The following is a 25,075-nucleotide window of genomic DNA, read 5'->3' on the forward strand; positions in this document are numbered from 1 at the left end:
TTGATCACGTCAGGAGCGAGGTCGACCGTCATCTAGGGTCGTCGAGCGAACCTGCTGGCCGGCCGCCTGAAAGCCTGTCGGGCAGCAGGTTCGTCCTGGTCCACCGCTGTCGCGTCGCCTTGGGATCGGGTGACCTCAGCGGGCGCAACGGGCGCATCGCAGGGCATCGATCAGACCAGGAGGTCCAGGGTTCCGGGCGTTTCGATCACCCCGACCTTGTATGAGACCCCGCCGCCGTCAGCGGCCGAAAAGGGTGTGACGGGCAACGCTACGTGGCCGGAAATCGGCAACGCTATTTGGCCGATCTGTCACCGTCAGCGACGCGGTTGAGCCAGATCACGTTAGGTGGAACCGCGGTTGTGCTGTTCCGGCAGTCAGCGCGCGTATGGCGCCACACCTTCTGCCGCGGCGCCATACTCATGCGGGCATTTCTCGGTCAGCCCTTGGGACATCCGGCCACCTTCTTCTTCACGTGCGCGGTCAGCTCGGGAGTGAACTTCACCCGGTCCGGCTGCGCCCAGACAAGCACCTGCCCCGGGGCCGTCGGCACCGCGTCCTTGACGAACCAGTTGCCCGGCACGTGCTGAGCGCGCTCCGACCTCTTGCCGACCCTGAACTCCTCGATCGAGCCGTCCCGCTCGGCCAGCACTCCTCGTACCTCGTCCACGGTCATGCCGCGGAACGGGACGCAGTGCAGCAGCTCACCGGTGGCATCGACATCACCGGCCGATTCGTACCGTTCACCGGGCCGGGCTGGACGGGCAAGCCAGATCTGCGCACTGCCCTGGAACTCCGCAGGAATGCGGAACGAGACCGCGCACCGGCCGCCGGGAGACTCGCATTCCACCGACTCCTCCTCGATGCGAGTCGTTCCCTCCGTGACTTCCCCGCCCGTGACATGGCCGACTGTGCTCGGCGAGCCTGGGGCGATCGACAGTCGGATATCGAACCCGCGGGCCCTGAACTCGGACGCGAAGCGCTCGGGGCCGGCGTAGAGGTCCTTGACGGTGACGATCCAGTCATCACCCGAACGCTGGAACGCCAGCGCGGCGGGCGGCGCGATGCCGCTCGGCGCGTCGGTGGGCAGGAAGGCCACCCCCGTGACGGCCGCCGCCGCCAGCACCGCGGCGACGGGGATCAACACCGGCCAGCGCACCCTGCGACGTGCCTTGACCTGCGTCGCGACAATCTCGTGGAACAACTCCCGCGCGTCCTGCCCCTGTTCTGGCGCGTGGGGTACGGGGTCGATGGCGGTCACCAGCCGGTCGATCTTGCTCACAGGCTCTCTCCTCTCAGTTCCGCGATCGCCTGGTCTTCTTCCGTCAGGCCCAGCGCCTTGGCCAGCCGCTTGCGTGCGCGGTGCAGCCTGATGCGGGCCGCCGTCGCCGTGCAGCCGAGTACCTTGCCGATCTCCGGGCCGGTCAGGCCTTCCCAGCAGGCCAACGCGAGCACGTCGCGATCACGGGCGGGAAGGCCGTCGAACGCCCTCCGCACATGGTCAAGCCCGTCTGGCCCGGACGGCCGTGCGGCGGACGACTCGTCCTTCAGCCGTTCTGCCAGCCCGGCCCTACGAGACTGGCCGCGCCGCTGGTTGGCCAGGACGCGACGGGCCACGCCGTACAGCCACAGGCGGGCGGCCTCGCCCTCGGGCACGTCGGCGATGCGCCGCCACGCGGTGAGGAACGTCTCGGACATCACGTCCGCGGTATCCTCGGGCGAGTCCGTACGGCGGGCTGCGTACTGGTGGATGGCCGGGTAGTGCGCGTTGTAGATCGCTTCGAAGCGGTCTCGCGCTCCCGGGGGATGGGTCACAGATGACTCTCCTCGTGCCAAGGTGTCAGACATCTCGATACATGTCCGACACCCTTTCCGAGTGTTTCACCCCGCCGTCCCGGACCACCTCTCCCAGGGGCCTCCCCGTTCGGTTGCAAGTAGCGTGACCTATCAGTGCCAACAAGCCTGATCCGAGGGATCCCGCAGACCAGGTCACGGCGGCTTACTGGTGCCAACTAACGTGATCTGGCTCAGCGGTCACATGGTGCCGATGACGAGGGCATCACGGGCAGCGTCGATGACCTCAGCGGTGATCCGATCGAGCTCGTTGAGCTTCATAACACGTTCGGCCTGGTCCAGTAGCCGGGTGACGAGCCGGAAATTGCCCGCGGTGGTGCGGGCGATCGCGGCGATGGCCTCGGTTGTCGTGGCGCCGAGGATGCCGAGACCGAGATGGCCGAACGCGGTGGCCAGGACGGTGGCGAGTTCGTCGGCGGCAAGGGTTCGGTAGTGGTGGACGAAGCCGATGCGACTGTAGAGCTGCGGGTAGCGGGCCAGCCGCTTTTCGATGCCGGGCATGCCGATGAGGACCAGGCCCAGGGCGCTTCGGTCATAGAAGTCACGGACTTGTTCCATGGCCCGGGTGGTGAGGCGTTCGGCCTCGTCGATGATCACCAGTTCGGTGTAGGGGCAGGCGCCGTGCAGGTTGGTCTCGCGTTTGGGGTCGTCGATGTCGCGGGCGCGGACCATCGCGTGACGGTTGGTCATGTCGGTCAGCTCTTTGAGTGCCCTGCCGGGCGGGGTATTGATCAGGGGTGTGTACAGCACGGTGTGCCAGTCGGGCCGGTTGGCGCCGCTGTGGAACCAGTCGACGAGCGCGTGCGGCATCTCCAGCAGGTGACGCTGTTCGCTCCAGCAGGCGTAGGTCTCGGCCGAGAGGGTCTTGCCGACGCCGGGCGGGCCGTAGCACAGGCCGATGTAGCGGTGAGTGCGCACAGTGTCGGCGAACTCGCAGAACCTGCGGTGTTCCATGGTCGAGATGAGATTCAGCGAAGTAGGAGCGCGTAACTGCCCACGTCGGGGGCTTTTCCAGTTGGGGTTCGGATGTGCTTTGGTCATGGGCGACCGGTGCTCCTCCACTCCTCGGTGTAGATCTTCAACCGGCGCTGGACGGGCGGAGCCGCTATGGGCTCGGCGCTGGGGGCGGGCAGGCCGGTGCGGTGGCTCAGGAGCTGGTCGACCAGGCTGGTGCGCTCGGCCAGGTCGCGGGTGAGCTGGCGGCGACGGGCGCGGCGGGCCGCGGTGATCTCGCGCATGCTGGTGGTGGTACCGGCCAGCTCGGCGCAGATCGCCCGGCAGATGAAGTCGCCGCGGTGGAAAATGCGCAGTTCGGCCAGGTCGCAAGGGTCGTAGCGGATGATGACGCTTTCACCGACGAAGGCGGCCAAGGTGGGATCCAGGTAGCGCAGCCCGAAGGCGTGGATGCCGTCGGGGTGGACTTTCCGAGGTTTGGCGACGGTGAGCAGCAGCAGGTCCAACTGCTCCAGGGACTCGGGCATCTGCGGCAGAAACCCCCCGGCGACCCAGCGGGTGGCGGGCGGCTGCCGGGTCTCGGAATGGGCACGCAGGTGGTAGTCGCCGACGATCCAGGCGTGCAGGGCCTCCTCCAGTTGCGCCATGCTCAGGCGGGCCTGGCGTGCGCGTTCGGGCAGACCCGCGGGGGCGTAGCCGGGCAGGGCCGACAGGCACATCTGGTGGACGGTGGAAAACAGCCGTTCGATCTTGCCTCGGCCGCGGGGCTGGCCGGGCAGGGAGAACACCAGGCGCATCTTCAAGTCGGCGGCGACCTGTTCCAGGTGCGCGGAGGTGAAGTCCGATCCGTGGTCGGTGTAGAAAACCGCGGGAATGCCGCACACCTGCCAGTGCGGATCGCCTTTGCGCCAGATCGCCCGGCGCAACGTCAAGGCGGTGCCTGCGGCGCTGGGCGCCTCCAGGCTCAGCCTGTAGGCGGCGATCGCGCGGGAGTACTCATCGGTGATCAGCGTCAGCCACGGCCGCGCCGCAGACCCGTCTTCGGCCAGCACGTAGAAGTCCAGCTGAGTGTGGTCGGCCTGCCAGCGGGCGTTGGGCGCCTGCACCTCTTGGCGGGCGATCAGCTCGAAGACCTCGGTGTAGCGCTTGCGGCCCTCATGGGCCAGACATTTGAGCGCGGGGTCCAAGTCCGCGATCACGTTGGCCACGGTGCGGCGGCCGGGGGGCGGCCAGCCGTGTTCGCGAGCCAGTTCCTGTGTCTGCCGGTACACGGTGGCGGCGCTGGGCTGGGGCGAGCGCAGGGCCAACGCTTCGATCAACATCCGTAGTTGCTCGGGCATTCGGCGGGTGCCGGCGTCGCTACGGGTTCGCGGGGCGAGCGCGGCCAAGCCACCATTGCGGTAGCGGGCTGCCCAACGGCGCGCTGTACGCGCCGTGATCTTTCCCATGCGGGCGGCCTCGGTCAGCGAGATACCATCTTCCAGATGAGGCTGAAGGACCTGAAAGCGCCTGACGGCTTCCTGGCGTGCCGCTGAGGAAAGTCGCGCCAGTGGTGGCGGTCCGGCTTCGGGTCCGCTCATGTTTTCGCTGGGCCGTCGTCGGCCGATGCATGGAAGACGTCATCGGGCAGGTCGTCGACCAGCAGCGCGGCCCGGGTCTCCTCGCGATGCCTGGCCAGCGCTCTGCGCAAGGTGGACTCCCGATGCCGAATCCGGCCGCGACGTCCGCAACCCGGATACCGGAGGCGACCATCGCGGCGGCCGCTGCTCGCTGCTGCGGCGTCGTCTTGGACGGTCGGCCATTGGGCAGGCCGCGTGATTCTTTGCCTCCCGGGCGCTGGCGACCCGCTCTAGCATGAAGATCCGCTCCATTTGCGCGAACATCGCCAGCAATGCGATGGCCATTTCCGCGGCCGGACCTGGGAGGCTGGTGTCCACGGGGATCGGGTCGCTGAGTGTGCGCAGGCCGATGCCCCGCTCGGTCAGCTCGTGGGCGAGGTCCAGGCACTCGCGCATGTTGCGGCCGAGCCGATCCAAGGTCACCGCGGTGATCCGGTGACCAGCGTGAGGCGGAACGCGCCGGAGCAGATCTTCCATGCCGTCGCGGGTCATCGTGGCCCCGGTGCGCCGGTCGGACCAGATGAGTTCCTCCGGGATGCCCGCGGCCTTGAGGGTGTCGATCTGCCGGGTGAGGTCCTGGGCCGTGGTGCTGACTCGGGCGTATCCGTAGTCCATGAGTCACCCGCTCGATAGCTGACGCCGTGACAGGGGTTACGAGCAGTGCTTTTGGCTTCAGGTTACGAGCGGAGCCGACCTGCGGCAGTGCCTTCACTGGCCTGGTAGTGGAGCGTCACGCCGAAAGCATGGATTCGAGCGCGACGCCGCCCGTCATGGACAGCGACGGGCGGCCAAATAGCGTTGCCGATTTCCGGCCAAGGAGCGTTGCTCGTCACAAAAAGGGGGAAACGGCGCCCAGCCGTCTGTGCCAGCATGCTTCGTCATGGTGGAACACGAGACGAGCAACGAGATCTTGGCCGCCATCGCCGGCCTGCACGGGATCAGCGCCGAGCAGGTGCGGCCCCTGCCGCAGGGGGTGGCCAACCATGTCTTCCTTCTCGGAGACGACCTGGTCCTGCGCGTCCCACGGGCCGAGCGGTTCCTCCCGGACCTGGTCAAGGAGTCCGCGGTCATTCCCCTCGCCCTGCACGTCGGCGTGCGCACTCCGGAAGTCGTCGCCTTCGATGACACCTGTTCGGTGGTGGACGTGCCCTACATGGTGCTCACCCGAACGCGGGGAGTAGATCTCGCACGCCTCGAACCACCCGCCGCCGACACCGAGCATCTCTTCCGGAACGTGGGGCGAGAGCTGGGCAAACTGCACCGGCTCTCCCCTGCCACCGCGCCGGCCCTTACCGGCGTTCCCGTGGACAACGACGTCACAGACCCCTGGGCGCTCACCGACCGCCTCCTCAAGGACGGCTGGATCGACGCCGGGACCGCCCGCTGGCTCACCGGATGGTTCGACCGGCTCTCGCCCCATCTCCCCACCAGCCCGCCCATGGTCCTGGTTCACGGCGACATCGCTCCGCAGAACCTGCTCGTCTCCCCGAAGACGACCCAGCTCAACGGCATCGTGGACTGGGGCGATGCCGCATGGGCAGACCCCGCTGTCGACTTCGCCAAGATGCCCCTCGCCGGCGTCCCGGCCATGCTCGACGGCTACCGACAGCAAACCGGCCAGGAAACCTCAACGAGCGCGCCGGCCTGGGAAGCCCGCGTGCTGTGGTTCCACCTCACCTGGGCACTTGGACGCCTGAAAGATCCCGTCCCGCACCCGGACGAACGCCACTGGACCGCCCCTCCGGCCAGCCGGCTTCTCGGCCTCCTCCGCTTCTTCGCCTCAGCTCCGCCGGCCCCTTGGGCCGATCTGTCCTGATGCCTCGCCCGGACCTCCCCGACGACCCGGATGGCCTTCTGCCGTCCGTCACCGTGGGCGCCGACCGCCCTTTCCCGCTCTTCGGCGGCGGCCCCGGACCGGTTCTGGGCCGCCCAGTACGGCTCTCGCCCTCGTCGGCTCCACCCGCATCTCGTTCACCGACCTGAAGACACTGCTCCCCCAGGCCGCGCCCGTCCTCGGGCTGACGCCCGGCCAGGTGGCGCAGGCGATCGGCGCCCGTGGCGTCAGCGGCACGCCGCCGGAGCGCACAGGACCACGTATCCCTTTTCGGAGAAGACCTTGCGGTAACCACGCTTCTGCAGAGCCGCCACATCCGAAGCCTGGTCGGCGACCGAGGCGAAATGGGGTTGCCTCTCGTCGAGATCGGCGACGACCCACGGCGCTCTCTGGGGCCGTTCGGCGGTTTTCGCGGCCCAGGCCACGACGTGTGTTCTCGCCGAGATCTGTGGTCCCAGACTGTTCGCGGTCTCGACCAGTACCCCGTCCGGGACAGTGGCCAGCGCCGCGACGGCGGCGGGTACGCGGTCGGGCGTTCTGTACCACGCTGGTGAGAACAGATTCCCCAACGCGAAGAACGGCACTGTCCCGACCATCATGAGCGCCATTCCCGCCGGGAGGTACAGCGTGGCAGGGCGCGACACCTCCTTACGCGCACGACGCCGAACACGTGCCAGGCCGTCGACCGCCGCACAGACGAGTGCCATGACGACGGCGGAGTTGTAGTGGTAGTGGGTACTCCACCAGCCGGACGCGCCAGGGTCGGTGGCCAGCATCCTGGCCAGCAACACCGCTCCCGGAGCGAGCATGTACGGCGAGGCCAGGCACAGAAAGAACAACGGCCCCAGGAGGAGCAGCACGGTCCACGCCTTGACGCCGGGGCTGAAAAGAGTGGTCACCACATCGTGCGGCCGGGTGATGACACCGACGATCGCATCCGGCTGATCGGCCCCCCAGAACGAGTAGTACCAGTAGCGATCGGCCTGGCCACCGAAAAACGGAATCACCACATGCGTGGCGAGGTACATGTAGAGGGCACCACAGACGAACAGCGTGGCCCCGAACAAACGCCTTCCACGCGTCAATGCCAGCCCGACACCAAGTCCGGCCACGAAAATTCCCATGTCCTCTTTGACCGCAAGGACAAGGGCCAGGAACGGGATCGTCTGAGCGAGCTTTCCGGCGCTTATCCTCTCGAAAACCAGGGCGGTCAGGAGAGGGACGAAAGCGTACTCGTGGAAGTGGAACGAAACCGCCTCCGCGATGGGCCACGAGAGCAGGTAGGCGACGGACACGAAATAGGCGGCGGGCACTCCCAGAGTCCGGCGCACGAACGTCCAGAGGGGCACTACGGCCAGGGAGAAAAGTATCGCCTGCGCGACGATCAGTGTCTCCGGACCGTCATATATCCAGTACAAGGGCGCCAGCAGCACCAGTATCGGAGATAAATGATCCCCCAGCAGGGAGAACGGAACACCCGGGGTTTCCCAGTTTCCCTTGACGTACGACAGAGGTTCCGAAAAATTCGCATAGCCACGGACGCCCTGATCGAATATCACCAGATCGTAGACGCCCACGCGGAACGTGTAGAACCTGACAAGCCCCAGCGTACCGTACACGACGGCCCCCACGGCCACCATCAAACCCACGAAAACCCGGTGGCGAAAAAACGGGGAACCGCCGGAGAGGCCCAAGGACGACTCTGTCCGCACGCTTTCATCTTCGGCTCTTGATCGCATGCGCTCCATACTGAACGAAAACGCCGCGGTTGGCCGACGTATCGGCCAACCGCGACAAGTGAATGTCAGTACCGGCGCCAGCCGTGGTTGAGGGAGGCGTACCCACTCGGGCAGTAGGCACTCAGGCCGGTCCGGTCACCGAAGGCCTTCGCTCCGGCGCTCCAGTACCAGACGTTGTTCCCACACTTGACGCCGATCTGGTATTTCTGCGGCCCGGTGCCGTCACACCAGCCGGTACCGGAGCCCTGACAGTGGGCAATGGCGCAGCCACCGTTGTAATCAGCGTTGGCGGCGAGCAGGGCGGCGCCAAAAGCCACCGAGGCGGTCCCGCCCGGGAGAGCTGCGCGATTAGCCTCTCTACCGCATCTACGGATGCCCCGTGGGCGGGTGTGGTTCCCAGGCCTCCCCCCACGGCAATCCTGCTGTGCACTTGAACCTTGGCAAGGCCTTTTTCACTTCAGGGCGACCCGAGCTCACGATTGCAAACCGAAACCCGACGCATCGAAAACCCGTGTGGCCATAACATACGGTCCGCAACCGTTTCAGATCACAGTCGAGAAACTCCGAACCGGCTTTCACCGCTAATTCACCTATTTGCCGACAACGTGCCGCATGCGATTATCGTTGTGCCGGGACGTCAGGGCGGCCATTCAGATGGGCCGTCATTCGGCCTCCGTTCCCGACGGCGACGGCCTGCGCCCCGGACCGCCGGGCGCCCCACGAACCGGCCAGAGCGGCGACCCCGGAGCCGTACCGCCGATCGCTCCCGTGTCGCTCGACCGACACCGTTGTCCACAGGCGAACAGGTGAATGTGGACGTACGGCAGGGCCCCAGGAGCCCAGGAAGCCCTTGGACAAGAGGGCACCGGTGAACGCGCCGTGGGATGTCTCAGGTCTGCGGTGTTTCGTCGATCGCTGCGCCGTAGCTCACCTGGCACCGGTCCACGGGGATCACGATGTCAGCCGATGGGCGTCCCCTTGACCAGGGCGAAGGGTTCCCAGCTTGTGGAGAGCATCACCGGTTCGTCGTCGGCGGTGAACGCGCCGGAACGGGTGGAACCGCCTGGTAGCACCGCAGCGGCGGAGACGGCCGGTACGCCTTCTCCTACCGCGTCGAACACCCCAGCCCGCAGGCGGACGCGTGGCCCTACGGCTACCGCACCGAGTGCGTGTCCCCCAGTCCAACTACGTCCGGGGACGACGTGAGGTGACGGGAACGGTCTTCTGCCGATCTCTCGCTGACAAATCCTTCGCGGCCCGTTCTCGGCCCCGGACGTTCTCCACGTCCGGGACACAGCGGACGTATCTTCATCAATATGGGGGTGCCCGATGATCGATCCGCCACCGAAGATCCGATTGACCACCACCACACGACTTGTCCTTGATCTGTTCCTGGCCACCGATCCCGACGACCCGCTGTGGGGATACCGCGTCACCGAGGAGACCGGGCTCGGCCCCGGCACGGTCTATCCCTTTCTCGAACGGCTGGAGAAGGCCGGGTGGATCACCGGCTCCTGGGAGGCGGATGTCCCCGAGGGCCGGCCCCGGCGCCGTCTCTACACCCTGTCCGGCACCGGCCGCCAGAAGTACGCCGCCCTCCGGCGGGGCCGTACCTCGCTGTGGTCCTGGAGTCCGAGGAGGGCCGGACGGTGATCGACGACCCGGTCGGCACGGCGGGCTGGTTCGACTCCGACGACTCGGCGTCCGCCGAGATCAGCGACCACGAACGTCTCATGATCATCGGCATCGCCGTCGCCGCCACCCTTCTTCTCCTCGCCTTCAGCGTCTACGTCTGGCTGGACAGCGGCGACCTGTCGGGCAGTCTGTCCTTCGCCGGGATGGCCCTGTTCGTCGGTGGCTCCATCGTCTCGGTCAACGTCCTCGACAGTCCGGCCTTCCGGAACAGGACACGCGGCCTCCTCGCGCTACGCCTCGCCCTGCGCGTCGGCGGCCGCGCCCGGCGGTGGCAGGCCGAAGACTGGCAGGCCGCCGTCGAGGCCTCCCCGAACCCCGTCCGGTACGGCCTCGGCCTGGTCCGCGCCGCCCTGCTGATGAGGCTGTACGACCTCGGCACCCTGCTGCTGAGAGCCGCGTGCTGGGTGCTCGCCTCCAACCACCGCACCTGGTGGCCCCTGGGTTCGGTGCTGGCCTTCGCCGCGGTCAACATCCACCTCGCCCAGGGCTGGGGTTCGGCCTTCTACACGCTGCCCACCATCGTCGCCTTCCACCTGGGCGTCGAGCACCTTCGCCGCCGCTGGAGCATCCCCAGGAAGCGCGACTGACCCGTCCTTCGTGAAGGCGAATCCGGGCATCGGCGGAACAGGGATGTGGATCACCAATGTCCGGGAGGTCGCCTTGCGTGTCCATCTGATGATCGTCGCCAGACGTACGGGCGTCCCGCTGCCGCCCGTGGTCCTCGACGCGGCACGCCAGGGGATCGCCCGTGCCTTCCCGGTGCCCGCCTCGACCCTGGCCTCGGAGGAGTGGCACTCGGCCACCGGTGACACGGCGCTGCTGTCCTGGTCGAACGAGCCCGAGGGGCACGGGTCGCCGATCATGTGCTCCGGTGGCGGCCGGGTCGCGGCCCTCACCGGGCACCTGGCCGAACCGTCCGAGGTGGACCGGCTGCTCGCCGTACCCCGGCTCGGCGAGGCCGTCACCCGCACCGGTGGTGTCTTCTCGATCTTCCGAGTCGCCGGGACGGAGGTGAGCGCCGCCACCGGGCTCACCCGGGCCTGTCCCGTCTTCCACGCCGAGACCCCGGACGTCCACGTCATCGGCAGCCGCGCGCTGCTCGTGCACCTCGTCGCCAGGGCCGCCGAGACGTCGTCGAGCCGCCCCGCGATCGTCTGGGACCTGGCCGCCCTTGAGTCGATGGTGCGGGCGGGATACTTCCTGTCCGACGAGACGCCGTTCCACGGGGTCGGCGCGCTGCCCCCGGCCGCCGAGATCAGGGTCGAGGGCGGGCGCCGTACCGTCACCGAGACCCCGTTCCCCGAGGCCCGCGAGGCCCCCGCCTCCCGACGCGCGGCACGCGCCCAGGTCGACGAACTCGCCGACGCGCTGCTCACCGCCGTACGGCCGCTGCGCCACACCACCGAGCCGGTACGGCTGTCGCTCACCGGTGGCCGTGACAGCCGTCTCCTCGCCGCGCTGCTGCACAGGGCCGGCATCCCGTTCGTGACGGCCACCTCCGGGCATGACGACAGCCCCGACGTGGTGCTCGCCGAACGTGTCGCGCGGGCCCTCGGCGTACGGCACAGCGTCGCCCGGCCGAAACGGTCCGACGACGGCACGGAGCTGGTCGTCCCCCATCCCCACGTTCGCGGCCACAACGTCCTGTTCGCCTGCGAGGGCATGATCTCGGTCTACGAGAACATCCCGGCCGGCGTACGGTTCGACCCCACGCCACGGATGTCCGGGCACGGCGGGGAGGTCCTGCGGGGCGGGTTCCTGCACAACCAGACCGGTCTGGACGCCAAGGCCGTCAGGCGGCGGATCGACGGCCTCTTCAGCAGGAACGCCGACCTGCTGACCGACCAGGGCAGACAGCACGCCCAGGCCCTGGCCTCCCCCTGGCGGGACCTGGACGGCCCCGGCGCCCTGGACCGGCTGTATCTGGCGCACCGTGTGGGCCGCTGGCACGCCGCCTCGCGGGCGTCGTTGCTGCGCGGCCAGAACCCGGTTCCGCCGTTCCTCGACAACCTGGTCGTCAGGACCGCGCTCGGGATCGACCCGCTGTGGCGACGCTCGGAGGCGCTCATCCACGGGGTGATCAACGCCTTCGCGCCCTCGCTGCGGGACGTGCCCGTCGAGGGGCGTCCGTGGCGGTTCACCGAGGAGAGCCGCCCGAGCCTGTGGGACCGGCTCCGCTCACGTGGCCTGTCCCTGCGTCCCGGCCCTTCCGCCGGTTCCTCTGCCGGTTTCCTGAAAGCCTCCGCGGCTTCCGCGGGGAAGCCCTGGAACTGGCGGACCGAGCCCTCGGCCGAGCTGACCGGCCTGCTGCGCGCGGCCGTGATCGACGACCGCGGGGAACTGCGGGCGGACGGGCTGGCACACGTCGTGGACGCGGCCCAGGTGTCACGGCTGCCGGACTCCCGGATGGACGTCCTGTGGCACCTCTACACCGTCTCCACGATGCTCACCGACGCCTTCGCCACCCCCGACCCCCCTGACCTGCCTTCCCTGCGCATCCCCATTCCGCGTTGATCGAATGGTTGACTTCCCCCATGCGTCTTCGGCAGGAAACACGTCTCTATCGGCTCCTCGTGTCGACCGTGTTCACCGAGGGACTCGACCACGACATGGACCTGTGGGCGCTGGGATTCGGTGCCACATGGGTTCAGGGAATGGACACCGCGGCCATCACGGCGAAGTTCTCCCTGGACCCGAGCACCCGCACGCCCTGCCGTCTGAGCGAGATCCTCGACCGCAACATCGACGACGGTTCCGTCTGGGTCGCCGAGGTCGGAGACTGGCTCTGCGTCGTGCCCGGAACGTACGACGACCGGTCTTTGCCGCCTCTCAGCGCCAACGGCGGGCAGGCCGTCGGCCTCACCATGGACGTCAACCACACCGAGCGGTTCGCGTACGCCCGCGACGGGCGCATGGTCGTCTCCTTCGACCCCCTGTCGCCCGACGAGAGGTCCGGTGACGACCCGCACGCGCTCGACCATCTGATGGAGGGGTTGCGTTTCCAGCTCAACGACCCGTACGACCCCGCGACCCCGGGAGGCCCCGAGGACCTCGTGGAAGAGGACGAGAGCATCAGCTCGACGCTGACGCTCATCGGACGGCTGACGGGAACGGACATCGCCGCCGACTGGTTCGACGCCCCGCATTCCTGTTTCAGGCCCGCCTCGCAGCGGTGACCGTAGGTCCTCGCGCCGCGTCACCGCCGGGTACGGTGCCCGTCCTCCTCGCGGCGTGCCGACTGCGGCTTCCCCTCAAGGTCGGCCAGGAGTGACAGCGCCAGGTCCTCCAGCAGGAGGTAGCCCGTCGAGGACGCCTGGTCCAGAGCTTGACGGGCGTACCGGATCGCGCGGTCGTGCGTACCCAGGTCGGCGTGCGCGCGGGCGAGGCCGAGCAGCGGCCTGACCTGCAGGTGCACCATGCCCGCCGTGACGGCGTACGTGAGTGCTCGCTGGTGGGCGTCGAGAGCCTCGCCGTGCTGTCCGGTCATCGCCTGGACGGTGCCGAGGACGTGCGTGGCGCGGCACATGGCGTAAACGTGGCGCGCGCCTTCCGCGCGCTCACCGGCCGAGACCACGGCCTCAAGGGCGAGGTCGAGACGGCCGCGGTCACGGTGGATCTCCGCCAGCGTGGTCAGGCTCTTGGCCTCGGGCACGTGCAGGCCGCTCTCGCGGTCGTGGCCGAGCGCCTCGGTGGCGAGGGCCAGGGCCTCGTCCAGGTCGCCGCTGAGACGCCGGACGGTCGCGAGCTCGTTGAGGGAGTGGCTCAGCTCGCTGCCGCGCAGGTGACGGTGGAGGGCGAGGGCGTCGCGCAGGTGCCGTTCCGCCTCCTCCAGGTCGCCGCATTCCAGGTGCACGGTACCCAGGTTGCCCATGGCGCGGGCCTCGCCGTAGGTGTCGCCGATCTCGCGGTTGAGCTCGACGGACCTGACGAGGTGGTCGATGGCCTGGCGGAGCCTGCCCAGGTCATGACAGGCGGTGGCGGCGTTGTTGTGCGCGGCGGCGGCGCCCGCGGACCAGCCCGCGTGCTCGCTGTACCGAATGGCCAGCTCACAGGCGGCGTGGGCGGCGGAGTAGTCGGCGCGGCACAGAGCGGCCGTGCCCGCGCAGAGGTGCGCCGCCGCCAGGCCGAGCGGGTCGTCCTCGACGGTGGCCGCGTGTGTCGCGGCGTCGGCGATCGCCACGATGTCGGCCAGGCTGGTGGCGGTGTGGTGGACGAGGTGGCCACGCAGGGCGTCGGCGATCAGCCAGGCGTGTCGTCTGGGGCCGGTGACCGGAGGCCTGCGGGTGGCGGAGGAGGGGTCGGCGGCACCGGCGGCGTGCAGGGCGAAGGCGACGAGGTTGGCCTGCTCGGCGCTGAACCAGGCCATCGCCTCGGCGCGGGGCCCGAGCCCGGACGGGACGGGGAGCGGCAGGCGGGTGATCGAGGGATAGGCGCTCTCCGCCGCCGCGACGGCCTCGGCCAGGTACCGGTCGCCGAGGCGTTCGAGGGCCCGGACGCCGGTCGCGGGGTCGTCGTCGCGGAGTGTGAGCTCTCCCGCGTACTGCCGGAGCAGGTCGTGACAGGTGTACCGGTACGGCCGGTACTCCTCGATCAGGTGGGCGGCGGCGAGGCGGTCCAGGAGCTGTTCGGCCTCGGCGATCTCGATGTCGGCCAGGGAGGCGACGGCCGACGCGGTGACGTCGGGCCCCTGGACCAGCCCCAGCAGCCTGAACAGGCGCCGCTCCGCCTCCGGCAGGCCCGTGTACGACAGCTCGAACGCCGCCCGGACCGCCACGTCGCCGTCGATCCGCAGCAGGTCCAGCCCTCGCGCGGACAACGCGGCGGCGTACTCGCCCAGCGACCTTCGCGGACGCGTCGCCAGCGTCGCGGCGGCCACACGCAGGGCCAGCGGGAGTCCTCCGCACAGCCGTACGATCCGCTCGGCCGCCTCCGGCTCCGCCGACAACCGTTGTTCCCCGACCATGGAGGCCAGCAGCCGGGCGCTGTTGTCCCGGTCGAGCACGCCGAGTGACAGGTTCCAGGCGCCGTGGGAGACGGTCAGCCCGGCGAGCGCGTTGCGACTGGTGACGACGACCAGGCAACCGGGATCGCCGGGTAACAGGGGCCGTACCTGTTCGGCCGTCCGCGCGTCGTCGAGCAGCACCAGCATCCGGCGGCCCGACAGGCGCGAGCGGTACAGACCGGCCGCGGCCTCCTCCTGCTCGGGAATCCGCTCCGGGGGTATCCCGAGCGAACCGAGCATCCGCACGAGGGCCTCCAGCGGCGGCATGGGCGGGCGGGCCGCATGCCCGCGCAGGTTCACGTAGAGCCGGCCGTCGGGGAACTCCTCGGCCACGAGATGGCCGAACCGTACGGCCAGGGCGGTCTTGCCCGCGCCGGCCGCGCCGGTGACGGTCGCGATGGAGGGAGCACCCGCGGCGAGGGCATTCCGGCGCAGCAGAGCCAGGTCGTGTTCACGCCCCACGAAGCCGGTCACGTCGGCGGGTAACTCGGCGGGCACCTGCCTCGCCTCCTCGCGTCCGTGGAACGGCTCGGGGTCGGGGGCGTCGGCGAGGACGGTCGCCTCCAACCGGCGCAGCTCGGGCCCGGGGTCGAGGCCGAGTTCGTCCGCGAGCAGGGTTCGCCCCTCGCGGTACACCTCCAGCGCGTCGGACCGCCGCCCGGAGCCGTGCAGCGCCGTCATGAGCAGTGCCCGCAGATGTTCCCTCAGCGGATGCTCGGCGAGCAGTTCGGACAGCTCACCGACCAGGTCGCGATGCCGGCCGAGGGCCAGGCCCAGTTCGGCCCGCTCCTCAAGGACGCTCAGGCGCAGCTCCTCCCACCGTCCGGCGAAGGCCGCCAGCTCCTCCAGTTCCAGGTCGGCGAGCACCGGGCCGCGCCACAGTGCCAGGGCCTGCCCCAGCAGGTCGGCGGCCTCGGCCTGTCGTCCGGCCCGAGCCGCCTGCCTGCCCCGATCGATGCACCGCTCCGCCTGGTGCGTGTCCACCAGGCCACCGGCCAGCCGGTAGCCGGACCCCTCCGTCCTGATGATCTCCGGTCCGGCGCCCATCCCGCGTAGTTCCCTGCGCAGGGCCGCCACCGCGATCATGACCTGGTTGCGTACGGTCGCCGGCGGGTGCCGCCCCCAGGCGGTGGCCAACCGGTCGATGCTGAGCACCTGGCCGTGGCCGACGACCAGCATGGCCAGTACGGCCCGGGCCCGCGGACCGCCCAGCCGCACCGGCCTGCCGTCGACCGTCGCTTCGAGCCGCCCCAGGATGTTGAACCGTACGTCAGGCCCCATGTGATCACGATAGCGAGGGCGGGCGTCCCGTCCGTCCGGAGAGAAACCGTGGTCGTTTCACGCGGGGGCGAGGGCCGTTACCCAGCACGAAAAGGGATCGTTCTCCGGAGGTCACGACCGGCGTCGCCGTCATATCGGGTCGATAGCGAAACAAAAGCGGGCGTTCGTAGGGTCGGAACGAATCTCAGGCCGAAACGGTGGGCTGTGCGAAACGGTCGACCGCGAACCTGAACTCCCTACAGAGAAAGCCGAGAAATTGAACACCACGACAAAGTTCGCGTTCGCCGTGGCGGTCGGCACGTTCGCCCTGTCCGTCTTCGCCACCCCTTCCAACGCCAGCTCCGCCGGTGTCGGCCTGCCGACGTCCTCTGTGAACAAGGCCGCCTGCGCGGTTCAGCACCACTTCTACGACGTCGGGTACGCCAGGAGGGTGGACCTCTCCAACGAGTGCTCCTCCACGCGCTACGTCTGCATCGACAAGGTCTGGAACCAGGACTCCGGGCCGCACGCCGTCCCCGGACGTTCGACGAAGACCGTCTCCTACGCCACCTGGCCCGAGCCGACCGGCCGGAGCGTCTACACCGCGAGCTCCTCCAGCAGGTGCTGAACGCGATATACGCCACTCACAAGAGCTGAAGAGAACGGCCGGCTGGACGGGGGCGTTCCGGCTGACCTCCTCCGAGGAATCTTTGATCGGTCATTCCCAGGCCCACCGTACGGCTTCTCGCACTCCTGTTCCGGGCCCGTTCCACAGCGGTGACCGCGGGTCTGGGGTGCCCGATGGTGTGACCGGCGCATCGGGCACCCCAGAGTCTTCATTCAGGGGTGGAAGGTGTCGAAGTAGTCGGCGGGGATTTTGTTGAGCCAGGCGTGGGTGACACCGGTCCAGCCGATGCGCAGGAAGTCGGCCTTGCCGTCCCCGTCGATGTCGGCGAACTGGATGTCCTTGGGCGGCAGGTCGCCGTCCCCGGCGATCCTGCCGATGTCGCGGTAGGTGCCGCCCGCGCCCTTGGCTCCCTCGTTGATCCAGGCGCGGGCGCCGCCCTTGAGGGTGATCAGGATGCGGTCGGCCCGCTTGTCACCGTTGATGTCGGCGTAGCGGATCTCCCGGGGGTTGGCCAGGGCGCCACTGATCTGCTGGGGAGCGGTCCAGTCCAGCCACTTGCGGCCGTCCTTGTTCTGGAAGTCCCTGTTGTACGCGGCGGTCGTCGTGCCGTCCGGTTTGATCAGCAGGTAGTCGTCCCGGCCGCCCCCGGTGACGTCGGCGAACCGGATCTTGGTGGCCGGATCGATGTTCAGGATCTCACCCTGCGACCCCTCGTCGAAGACACTGGCCATGCCGTTGTACTTGTTCATGCACATGCGCTGCCCGGAGGGGTTGTCGGCCTTCCAGGTGGAGACCTCCACCTTGCCGGTCAGCCAGACCACCATGCAGTCGGGGAACCCGTCACCGTCGACGTCACCGAAACGCAGCATGTTGCCCACCGCCCCGGCGCCGGGTTCGTAGGAGTTCTGGCCTTCGACGAAGGGCATCCAGTTCTTGCCGGAGGGCCCGCTGTTCCACCAGAACCGGAAGTTCTGCTTCTCGTCGACCGCGACGAACTCGGCCTTGCGGTCCTTGTTGACGTCGACCATCCAGAACCGGCTGGTGTTGGGGTACTGCTGGTCCTGGATGACGCCGCGGTCCTCCCAGTTCGGGCCGAGCTTGGAGCTGTTGTCACCGGTGCCGGTACCGTCGTCCCTCGGGCCGCCACAGGCGTCGGACACCTGGCCGGGATCCTGCTCGGCCGGCGGCCGGAGCCAACCTCTGTCACTCGCCTGACCGGCCGCCTTCACGAACGCCGTGCCGATCTTCTCGTAGCCCTGGTCAGTGGGGTGAATGCCATCGGTGCCGATGTCGGAGAGCTCCAATCCGGTGGTGTCGGTGTACACCACACGCAGGCCGCGTTTCACCAGCAGATCGACCATGGCGGGGATCTGGGCGGTGAACGCCTCACCCCGCGCGTTGGCGCCGGGAAATTTCGGGGAGTTCAAGGGCTGCATCCCCGCCACCAGGACGACGGCCCTCGGAGAGTCACCGGCGATCTGCTCGACCAGTCTTTGGAGCCGCCCGATCGCACCGTCCATCTGGATGTCGTAGAGGACATCGTTGCCGCCGGCGATGAGCGTGATGACGTTGGGCTTGAACACCTTGACCGCGCACTGGGCCTTCCCGGCGATCAGGTCGATCGTGTATCCACGCCAGCCCTCGACCTCCCGGTCCTCCATCGTCCCCACCCGGACCGAGCCCACCCAGTCCACCCAGGGGGTGACGTCGTCACTGACCTCGGTACCGGCGGGCTGTGCCCTGCGCTCCGCGAGATCGTTGAACCCCTGATCGGCGGTGTCGCGGTAACCGTTCCCGTCCGAACTGCCTTCCCCGTAAGTGCTGGACGACCCGAGTGCCATCGGACGCAGGCTCGCGGATCCGATGCCGTTGCGGAGCCTGTGGAGATTCGCGAGAAGGGCTGGAGCGAGGCCCTCAAGATATTGGGCCACGAACTCAAGCGGGCTCCGGAACGCGGTGAACTTCGCCGCCAGGTTCTTCACGCCCTGCGCGATCTTCTGGAGCAGGGGGTTGGCCCCCGTCTCCATCACCGCGAGCGCCTTGCCCAGCACGGCGCCGGTGATGGCTCCGTGGATGCCCACCGCCAACGCCTCCGTCCAGACCGCCGGGTCGGTGAACGGCCTGTTGTCGAAATAGGCGTTAACAACTCCCCGATCATGCCCCCCACGAATCCGCCGAGGGCTCCGCAGAACGGCGCGGCCGCCGGGGCGCCGACATTGAAGGCTCCCAGGCACAACGCCGAGGTCAGGATCATCGCGCCCGTCCCCACAGTGGCGGAGAGGAACTTCTGCCACCAGTTCGCGTTCGGGCCGACCTGGTCGGCCGGTATCACGATGGCCACCCCGGTGTCGATCACCTGGATGGAGCCTTCGAACCCGACGCCTTCCCATGCGTCCGGGTAAACGCCCACCTCGTACGACTTCAGGAGCGTGATCATGTGATCGCTCAGCGACTGACCCGTCGCCTGTGCTCTGTGGATCTTGTCCACCTCGGCCTGGAGGGGACCACGGTCGACCTGCGAGACCTCGAAGCTCATCACCACGTCGTCGGCGTCCTCCGCCAACGCGGCGAGGCGCGCAGGGGCCTCACCCGCGCACATCAGGCGTATCGCCGAGGCCTGGCCGACGCCGGCGGGCCCGATGCCCCCCAGCCGGGCGGCGGCGCGGTCGGCGCCCTCGCACGAGGACGGCCGGAGCGGTGCACCCGCTTGCGCGGGCGTGACGGCGCCGGCCAGGACCAGCGTCACGGAGACCACAACCGCGGCGATCCGGCTCCACCAGCCTCGGCGGCGGCCGGCTCCCACATTCGAGGCCGACGGTGGACCCGGCAAACGCAGCCGTGCGACCGGCGCGGTATATAACGACTTTCTCAAGAAGCTCTCCTAAAAGGCGTTCCGGTCGCGCCCGACTCGGCGAACCGGCGTGTCATGACAGAGCGGTCACGGTCGCGAACGCGGGCGCGTCGGCTCTCCCGGCCAGACCAGCGGACCTGTACGGGCTTGGGTGCGGCACGGCTGCCTCCCGGCGGGAGGCACTCCTGGACGGAATCGGACACCGCACCGGCAAGCATGTCGCGACAGCCGTACCCGGATCGATCCCGCCTGCTGCCCATGTGAGGTACGGCTCGCGCTACCGCGGTCCCCTGTTCCCGCAGGTCCGGACGTGCCTCGGCTGCGCGCGGGCACGCGGTACGGATCGAAGGGGGACGTTCGCCGGAGAAACGGCGACCCCTGGCACGGACTCTGCTTCTCTCCTTTCCGAACGAAAGGCTGAAGCCAGTCTGTTGATTCTCCGGCGGAATGTCGTTGACGGTTTCCGCAGAATGTGTTGACGGTTTCTGCAAACGCCTGAACGCCTCGGGTTTCACCCAGGAGGCGCCGCGAAACCGGGGCGAAGGTGTGGTGAAACCCGGGTCGTCGAACCTGTGTCCATGAGCATCACCCAAGAGACAAGACAGACGAGGTCCGGTGCCGAGACGGCGGTGAGCGCCGTCCGGGCCGAGGGACTGGTCAAGACGTTCGGCACGTACCGCGCCGTCGACGGGATCGACCTGGACGTACGGCCCGGCGAGGTCTTCGGGGTCCTCGGCCCCAACGGCGCGGGCAAGACCACGACGATGCGGATGCTGGCGACGCTGCTGAAGATCGACGCCGGACGCGCCGAGATCTTCGGCGTCGACGTGGCCGACAACCCGCACGTGATCAGGCAGCTGGTCGGGGTCACCGGCCAGTACGCGTCGGTCGACGAGAACCTGACCGCGCGGGAGAACCTGTGGCTGTTCGGGCGGCTGCAGGGCATCGGCTCCGCGGAGGCGAAGCGGATCTCCACCGACCTGCTGGGGCGGTTCGGGCTTGAGGAGGCCGCCAACAAGCCGATCGCGCAGTTCTCCGGGGGCATGCGGCGGCGGCTCGACCTGGCCGCCAGCCTGATCACCAGGCCGCCGTTGATCTTCCTGGACGAGCCGACCACCGGACTCGACCCCCGTACACGCGGACAGATGTGGGACACCATCCGCGACCTGGTCGCCGACGGCTGCACCGTCCTGCTGACCACCCAGTACCTCGACGAGGCCGACCAGCTCGCCGACCGGATCGCCGTCATCGACCACGGCAGGAAGGTGGCCGAGGGCACCCCGGACGAGCTGAAGACCACGGTCGGCGACTCCGCCCTGCAGGTCGTGCTCGCCGTACCCGGTGAGATGCGGCAGGCCTCGGACATCGTGCGCCGTGTGGTCGGCGTCGAGCCCGTGCTCAGCCCGGAGCAGGGACGGCTCACCGCCCCGCTCGGCCAGGCGGACCTGGCCGCCGACGTGCTGATCGCGCTACGCACCGCGGGGGTGTCCGTAGCGTCGGTGAGCGTGGACAAGCCCAGCCTGGACGAGGTGTTCCTGGCCCTCACCGGTCACGAGGCCGACGAGAAGAACGACAACGACGGAGAGAACCGATGAGCACCCTGACCGCACCGGCCGCCCACCAGCCCGTACGGGCCGCCGACCGGGTGGCGTCCGCGCGGCGGCGCGTCTCGGTCGGCGAGACGCTCAGCCAGACCATGATGATGGCCTGGCGGGCGGTGAAGAAGATGTTCCGCAACCCCGAGCAGTTCATCGACGTGACGATGCAGCCCATCCTGTTCACGGCGATGTTCGCCTACATCTTCGGCGGCGCCATCGCCGGGAACGTGGGCAACTACCTGCCGCTCATGATTCCCGGCATCCTCGCCCAGACCGTGCTGACCACCTGTATGGCGACCGGCATCCAGCTCCGTGAGGACATGGAGAAGGGGGTCTTCGACCGGTTCAAGTCGCTGCCGATCGCCCGCATCGCGCCGCTGGCCGGGCCGATGGTCGCCGACCTGGTGCGTTACACGATCGCCTCGGGGCTGACCTTCGGCATGGGCATCCTCATGGGCTACCGGCCGGGCGGCGGCGTGTTCGGGACGCTCGGCGCGATCGCGCTGTCGATCGTCACGGGCTGGTCGCTGGCGTGGGCCTTCACCTGGGTCGGCACCATCGCGCGCAGCGCCCAGGCGGTGCAGGGCATCTCGATGATGATCATGTTCCCGCTGACGTTCCTGTCCAACGCGTTCGTGCCGGTGGACACGCTGCCGGGCTGGCTGGCCGCCTTCGTCCGGGTCAACCCGGTCTCGCACCTGGTCACGGCGGCCCGCGACCTGGCCAACAACGGTGTCGTGAGCGGGGAGGTGGCCTGGACGCTACTGGCCTGCCTGATCTGCATCCTGATCTTCGCGCCGCTGGCGGTGCGTTCCTACAAGCGGCACATCTGAGCCGTGGCCGCGCAGCGCCTTCCTGGCCTCGTCGAGCAACTCGGGGCCGCGCCGGTCGCCGTACTCCGCCCGTATCGCGGAGATCAGACCGGGCGCGGCCCTCTCCGCGTGCGGTTCGATCCGGTCGAAGGCCATGCTGGACATCATCTGGCTGTAGGAGAAACGCTCGGCGAGCACCAGCAGCCTGATCGCCTCGTGCGCGGGCAGCGCCTCCCACAGCAGGCCCCACGCTCCGAGCGCGAACAGCATCGTCCCGACCACCGGATAGTCGATGTAGAGGCTGCGCGCGCTCAGCATCTCCCCGTTCAGCAGGAAGGACCGGTCGGCGAACAGTTCCTCGCCGTGACGCAGGTCGGACGGGCCGGCGTGGTAGGCGTGGGCCGTCAGCGCGAAGGCGGTGATGACGATCACCCACGGTTCGCTGCCGCTCGGAAGACCGGAGGTCAGCCGCATGTCACGGGCCCGCTGCACGGCCAGGCGGTACTGGGCCAGGGCGTGCGCCGTGTCACCGCGGGCGAGGGACAACTCGGCCGCGCACATCGGGATGAACACCATCTCGCCCTGCACCGCCTCGCTCTCGCTGATCCGCGTCAGCTCGGCGAACTCGGCCTCGGCCGTCTCCAGATCACCCGTCTGGATGGCGTTGTGGATGATGACGGCGCGCAGTTGCACCTCGTCGTCGGTGGCGCCGATCCTGATCATGGCGGGAAGGGCGGCGCGGGCGTGGCGGACCGCCTGCTCGTGGTCTCCCCGTTGCAGGGTCAGCTGGGCGAGTGTGGCCCGCAGGACGGCCTTCTGCCACGGCCCGTCGTCCTCCCGCGCCACGGCCAGCGCCCGCTCCGCCGCCGCGCACGCGGCCTCCGCCGCTCCGATGTTCTCCAGCGCGTGGGCCAGCGCCTGCCCCGCCATCAGGGCGAGGTCGTGGTCGGAACTCAGACTCAGCTCGGTCAGTCGCTGGATGACCTGGTTCCCGTTGGGGGAGTCACTGGCCAGCACCACCCGCGTCATCGCGGCCAGGCGGGGGACGGGGCTCTCGCGTTCGGGCAGGTGGGTGAGCAGGTCGCGCAGCGTGCGGTCGGTCATCCCCATCATGTTCATGAGCATGATGAGCAGGGCCGCCCTGGTCGCCTCCTCAAGCTCCGGGGGCGGGACCCAGCCGTCGAGCGCCTGGACCAGCGCCTCACGCAGCACGACGATCCTGGGGTGGTCGCCACGGATCGACCACAGCGCGCCCACGGCGGACATCAGCTGCATCACCGTGCCGGAGTCGCCCTCGCCCAGCGCCCGGCGCAGCTGGTCGGCCAGGTTGCCCTCCTCGGCGCGCAGCGCGTCCACGGCCTCGAACTGGCGGACACTGAACAGATAGTCGATATGGCGTATGCCGTACTCGACGGCCCAGGACCGTTGCGCCGCCCGCGCCCGCTCCTCCTCACCGGCCTCGGCCAGGCGCATCAGGCCGAACTCCCTGACCGTCTCCAGCATGCGGTAGCGCAGGCCGTACGCGGTCTCCCTGACGCTCAGCAGGGACTGCTCGACCAGCGCGTCCACGGCGTGCAGCGCGTCCGAGCCGAGCATGTACTCGGCCGTCTCCAGCGTGAAGCCGTCGCCGAACAGCGACAGCCGGCTCAGCGCGCGCCGCTCCCGCTCGCCCAGCAGGTTCCAGGACCAGTCGATGACCGCGAGCAACGTCTGGTGCCGGTCGGGGGCGCTGCGGTTACCGCCACGCAGCAGGGCGAACCGGTCGTTCAGCCGCCGTCTGATCTCCTCGACCGACATCATCCGCGTCTTGGCCGCAGCCAGCTCGATGGCCAGCGGAAGACCGTCGAGCCGGGTGACGATCTCGCGCACGACCTCCTCGTCGAGCCGCACACCGGGACGGGCCGCCGTGGCCCGTTGGCCGAACAACTCGACCGCGTCACCCGTGGCCAGCTCGCCGAGCTGGTGGACCCGTTCGGCGGGGATCGCCAGCGGGGCGCGTGAGGTGGTGAGAATCCGCAGGTCACGAGTGGTGGCGATGAGGAAGGCCACCAGGTCGGCCACGGCCTCGACGACGTGCTCGCAGTTGTCCAGGATGAGCAGGGAGGGCACCTGGTCCAGGTGGGCGGCGATGCGGGTCCGCACGTCGGCGCGCTGCTGCGGGGTCAGTGCCCGCCGTCCGACGACCGAGTCACGCACCCCGAGCGCGGACCCCACCTCGTCCACCACGCCCTCGGGAGAGGACACGGCGACCAGTTCGACGAAGTGCGCCACCGGCTGCACGGCGTTCCTGCCCGCCACGTGGGCCAGCCGCGTCTTGCCCAGCCCGCCGGGGCCGACGATGGAGACGACCCTGCCGCTCTGCAGCAGGGCGTGGACCGTACGGATGTCGTCCTCACGGCCGAGCAGCGAGGAACCGTCGTAGCGAAGCCCCTCGCGCACCGGCCGGTCGGCGGCCAGCAGCCCGGCGTGCACCCGCGTCAGCTCAGGCCCGGGATCGGTGCCGAGCCGGTCGGCGAGGTCGGCCCGGTAGCGTTCGTAGCGTTCCAGCGCCGCGGCGACACCGCGCACCGCCGCCTCACTGCGCAGCAGGCAGGCCAGCAGTTCCTCGTCGTGCGGAAGGGCGGCCGCGCGCTCCTCAAGCAGGGGAAGCGCGCCCGCGTGGTCGCCGTCCCTGCCCCGCGCGAGGGCAAGCACCCGGCAGGCCTCGGCCAGGTGTCCGGCGGCGACGGCGCGCAGGTCGGCCAGCGCTCCGGTCGACGGCTCACGACCGTTCCCCGCCAGGGTGATCGCCTGCTCGGCGCACCGGCGGGCCAGGGCCGTGTCCCCCTCGCCCAGCGCCCTGACCGCCCGCCCCACGAGGTCGGCGAGCAGGTGGGCGTCGACCTGGTCCGCCGACAGGCCAAGCCGGTAGCCGCGCGCCGTACGCACCACGACGTCGGGGCCGGTCGCGGAACGGGTACGGGAGACCACGACCTGTAGCGCCTTGACGGGATTGGCGGGCGGGTCCTCCCACCACAGCTCCCGGACCAGGTGATCGTCGCTGACCCCGGCCTTCCCGTGCAGCACGAGCACGGCCAGCAGGGCATGCGCGCGATCGCCCGCCAGTGGCCTACCCTCCCAGCGGACACCGTCGAGCAGGGTCAGCACCGGAGCCACGCACCCCAGCTTACGGCGTATCGGCCTTCCAGTAGCAATGCATATATTTCCCCCTCAAAAGGCCGCTGACCTGCGG

General features: G+C 69.2%; 20 protein-coding genes. 8 read left to right on the top strand and 12 right to left on the bottom strand.

Annotated elements, in window-relative coordinates; translation table 11 throughout:
* Positions 1 to 436: 436 nt before the first annotated feature.
* The 5 genes from ABZ470_RS28920 to ABZ470_RS28940 form a co-directional block, all read right to left on the bottom strand.
* Complete coding sequence (locus ABZ470_RS28920) at positions 437 to 1,279, bottom strand: hypothetical protein (RefSeq protein ID WP_362915307.1); 843 nt, start codon at positions 1,277 to 1,279, stop codon at positions 437 to 439.
* Positions 1,276 to 1,812, bottom strand: coding sequence for an RNA polymerase sigma factor (locus tag ABZ470_RS28925; protein WP_362915309.1), 537 nt, complete (start codon positions 1,810 to 1,812; stop codon positions 1,276 to 1,278). The genes ABZ470_RS28920 and ABZ470_RS28925 overlap by 4 nt, the downstream gene beginning before the upstream one ends.
* A gap of 219 nt (positions 1,813 to 2,031) precedes the next feature.
* Complete coding sequence (locus ABZ470_RS28930) at positions 2,032 to 2,805, bottom strand: AAA family ATPase (RefSeq protein WP_362915311.1); 774 nt, start codon at positions 2,803 to 2,805, stop codon at positions 2,032 to 2,034.
* Positions 2,806 to 2,888: 83 nt separating this feature from the next.
* Positions 2,889 to 4,385, bottom strand: a complete 1,497-nt coding sequence (locus ABZ470_RS28935) for a Mu transposase C-terminal domain-containing protein (RefSeq protein ID WP_362915313.1) — start codon at positions 4,383 to 4,385, stop codon at positions 2,889 to 2,891.
* Between the two features lie 39 nt (positions 4,386 to 4,424).
* Positions 4,425 to 5,039: a recombinase family protein gene (locus ABZ470_RS28940; RefSeq protein WP_362915315.1), complete on the bottom strand. Its 615-nt coding sequence runs from the start codon at positions 5,037 to 5,039 to the stop codon at positions 4,425 to 4,427.
* A gap of 295 nt (positions 5,040 to 5,334) precedes the next feature.
* Here ABZ470_RS28940 and ABZ470_RS28945 point away from each other — a divergent pair, with 295 nt between their 5' ends.
* Positions 5,335 to 6,240 carry an aminoglycoside phosphotransferase family protein gene (locus tag ABZ470_RS28945; protein ID WP_362915317.1) on the top strand — a complete coding sequence of 302 codons (906 nt, stop codon included), beginning with the start codon at positions 5,335 to 5,337 and terminating at the stop codon, positions 6,238 to 6,240.
* A gap of 245 nt (positions 6,241 to 6,485) precedes the next feature.
* Here the strand turns inward: ABZ470_RS28945 and ABZ470_RS28950 are convergent, their stop codons facing one another.
* The 3 genes from ABZ470_RS28950 to ABZ470_RS28960 form a co-directional block, all read right to left on the bottom strand.
* Complete coding sequence (locus tag ABZ470_RS28950) at positions 6,486 to 7,970, bottom strand: DUF2079 domain-containing protein (protein WP_362915319.1); 1,485 nt, start codon at positions 7,968 to 7,970, stop codon at positions 6,486 to 6,488.
* A 92-nt stretch (positions 7,971 to 8,062) separates the two neighbouring features.
* Positions 8,063 to 8,314 carry a hypothetical protein gene (locus tag ABZ470_RS28955; RefSeq protein WP_362782215.1) on the bottom strand — a complete coding sequence of 84 codons (252 nt, stop codon included), beginning with the start codon at positions 8,312 to 8,314 and terminating at the stop codon, positions 8,063 to 8,065.
* A 642-nt stretch (positions 8,315 to 8,956) separates the two neighbouring features.
* The gene (locus tag ABZ470_RS28960; protein WP_362915321.1) at positions 8,957 to 9,118 is read right to left on the bottom strand and encodes a hypothetical protein; all 162 of its coding nucleotides are present in this window, start codon (positions 9,116 to 9,118) and stop codon (positions 8,957 to 8,959) included.
* Positions 9,119 to 9,326: 208 nt separating this feature from the next.
* On the opposite strand from ABZ470_RS28960, the gene ABZ470_RS28965 reads away from it, so the two are divergent.
* From ABZ470_RS28965 to ABZ470_RS28980, 4 genes are all read left to right on the top strand, one after another.
* On the top strand, positions 9,327 to 9,650 hold the full coding sequence (locus ABZ470_RS28965) for a helix-turn-helix transcriptional regulator (RefSeq protein ID WP_362915323.1): 324 nt from the start codon (positions 9,327 to 9,329) through the stop codon (positions 9,648 to 9,650).
* A complete protein-coding gene (locus ABZ470_RS28970) occupies positions 9,647 to 10,279 on the top strand; it encodes a hypothetical protein (protein WP_362915325.1) in 633 nt (210 codons plus the stop codon). The genes ABZ470_RS28965 and ABZ470_RS28970 overlap by 4 nt, the downstream gene beginning before the upstream one ends.
* 73 nt (positions 10,280 to 10,352) lie before the next feature.
* Positions 10,353 to 12,206, top strand: coding sequence for an asparagine synthase-related protein (locus ABZ470_RS28975; RefSeq protein ID WP_362915327.1), 1,854 nt, complete (start codon positions 10,353 to 10,355; stop codon positions 12,204 to 12,206).
* Positions 12,207 to 12,265: 59 nt separating this feature from the next.
* Positions 12,266 to 12,868: a DUF6461 domain-containing protein gene (locus ABZ470_RS28980; protein ID WP_362915329.1), complete on the top strand. Its 603-nt coding sequence runs from the start codon at positions 12,266 to 12,268 to the stop codon at positions 12,866 to 12,868.
* 20 nt (positions 12,869 to 12,888) lie between these two features.
* On the opposite strand, the gene ABZ470_RS28985 is transcribed toward ABZ470_RS28980, so the two are convergent.
* Positions 12,889 to 15,975, bottom strand: a complete 3,087-nt coding sequence (locus ABZ470_RS28985; RefSeq protein WP_362915331.1) for a BTAD domain-containing putative transcriptional regulator — start codon at positions 15,973 to 15,975, stop codon at positions 12,889 to 12,891.
* 256 nt (positions 15,976 to 16,231) lie between these two features.
* Between ABZ470_RS28985 and ABZ470_RS28990 the strand changes: the two genes are divergently transcribed.
* Positions 16,232 to 16,582 (top strand): hypothetical protein, encoded by a 351-nt coding sequence (locus ABZ470_RS28990; protein ID WP_362915333.1) that lies wholly within the window; start codon positions 16,232 to 16,234, stop codon positions 16,580 to 16,582.
* A gap of 212 nt (positions 16,583 to 16,794) precedes the next feature.
* On the opposite strand, the gene ABZ470_RS28995 is transcribed toward ABZ470_RS28990, so the two are convergent.
* Positions 16,795 to 18,663 (bottom strand): FG-GAP-like repeat-containing protein, encoded by a 1,869-nt coding sequence (locus ABZ470_RS28995; protein ID WP_362915336.1) that lies wholly within the window; start codon positions 18,661 to 18,663, stop codon positions 16,795 to 16,797.
* A complete protein-coding gene (locus ABZ470_RS29000; RefSeq protein ID WP_362915339.1) occupies positions 18,609 to 19,328 on the bottom strand; it encodes a hypothetical protein in 720 nt (239 codons plus the stop codon). The genes ABZ470_RS28995 and ABZ470_RS29000 overlap by 55 nt, the downstream gene beginning before the upstream one ends.
* A 683-nt stretch (positions 19,329 to 20,011) precedes the next feature.
* On the opposite strand from ABZ470_RS29000, the gene ABZ470_RS29005 reads away from it, so the two are divergent.
* Positions 20,012 to 21,028: an ATP-binding cassette domain-containing protein gene (locus ABZ470_RS29005; RefSeq protein WP_362782232.1), complete on the top strand. Its 1,017-nt coding sequence runs from the start codon at positions 20,012 to 20,014 to the stop codon at positions 21,026 to 21,028.
* Positions 21,025 to 21,864 (top strand): ABC transporter permease, encoded by an 840-nt coding sequence (locus tag ABZ470_RS29010; RefSeq protein ID WP_362915341.1) that lies wholly within the window; start codon positions 21,025 to 21,027, stop codon positions 21,862 to 21,864. Before ABZ470_RS29005 ends, ABZ470_RS29010 begins: the two co-directional genes overlap by 4 nt.
* On the opposite strand, the gene ABZ470_RS29015 is transcribed toward ABZ470_RS29010, so the two are convergent.
* A complete protein-coding gene (locus tag ABZ470_RS29015) occupies positions 21,793 to 24,999 on the bottom strand; it encodes a BTAD domain-containing putative transcriptional regulator (RefSeq protein ID WP_362915343.1) in 3,207 nt (1,068 codons plus the stop codon). The two genes, ABZ470_RS29010 and ABZ470_RS29015, sit on opposite strands and share 72 nt — an antisense overlap.
* Positions 25,000 to 25,075: the final 76 nt, after the last annotated feature.

It is taken from the genome of Streptosporangium sp. NPDC020072 (assembly GCF_040631445.1).
GTDB lineage: Bacteria > Actinomycetota > Actinomycetes > Streptosporangiales > Streptosporangiaceae > Streptosporangium.